Genomic DNA, 1113 nt, shown 5'->3' with positions numbered 1-1113 from the left:
GTCACTTTATGTGATCAAATGATTCGAGCGCAGGATGCGGACATACTTGTTGCGGGGGGGATGGAAAGCATGAGCAATATTCCGTATGCCGTTCCCGCCGGGCGCTGGGGAGCACGGATGGGGGACGGCGAGCTTAGGGACTTAATGGTGTATGACGGATTAACGTGCGCGTTTGACGAGGTGCACATGGCTGTTCACGGAAATACAGCTGCCAAGGAATATGCAATCTCACGAAGAGAGCAGGACGAATGGGCGTTGAGAAGTCATGCAAGGGCAGCTAAGGCCGCCGATGAAGGGAAGTTTCAGGATGAAATTGTTCCCGTCAACTGGATCGGCCGAAAAGGAAAACCAAACGTTGTTGATAAAGATGAAGCGATTCGCCGTGACACAAGTCTGGATCAGCTCGCGAAACTTGCTCCTATTTATGCAAGAGACGGTTCTATCACAGCCGGCAATGCTCCCGGGGTCAATGACGGAGCCGGCGCGTTCGTGTTGATGTCTGAGGAAAAAGCTGCTGAGCTTGGCAAACGGCCTCTGGTTACAATTCTTGGTTTTTCAACTACGGGAATGCCAGCGCACGAGCTGGCGGCAGCGCCGGGGTTTGCCATTAACAAGCTCCTGAAAAAGAACGGTTTGACTGTCCAAGATATTGACTTGTTTGAAGTAAATGAAGCTTTTGCTTCAGTTGTTTTGACATGTGAAAAAATCGTAGGTTTCGATCTTGAAAAAGTAAATGTGAATGGCGGTGCGATCGCGCTCGGCCACCCGATCGGCGCGAGCGGGGCGAGAATTCTCATGACGCTTGTTTATGAATTAAAGCGCCGGGGAGGGGGTCTGGGCGTTGCCGCTATTTGCAGCGGGGCAGCACAGGGAGACGCCGTCTTAGTGCAGGTTCATTAAAACATGATGAAAAAGGGGATTTGAATGGAAATCAAACAAATCATGGTAGCTGGCGCAGGTCAGATGGGGAGCGGAATTGCTCAAACAGCCGCCGGCGCGGGCTTTTATGTGCGGATGTATGATGTGAATCCAGAGGCCGCGGAGGCAGGATTGAAACGGCTGAAGAAACAGCTGGCCCGTGATGCTGAGAAAGGAAAAAGGACCGAGACGGAA

The 1113-nt window shown here is 51.9% G+C and carries 2 protein-coding genes; both read left to right on the top strand.

Features of this window, described 5'->3' with window-relative positions:
* Positions 1–900: acetyl-CoA C-acyltransferase (locus tag ACWHAR_RS22695; RefSeq protein WP_452087902.1), on the top strand; the 900-nt coding region annotated here is incomplete at its 5' end.
* Positions 901–924: 24 nt separating this feature from the next.
* Positions 925–1113: 3-hydroxyacyl-CoA dehydrogenase NAD-binding domain-containing protein (locus ACWHAR_RS22690; RefSeq protein WP_452087901.1), on the top strand; the 189-nt coding region annotated here is incomplete at its 3' end.

It is taken from the genome of Bacillus sp. LR--39 (assembly GCF_053613335.1).
This window is presented reverse-complemented; position numbering and strand designations above follow the sequence as displayed.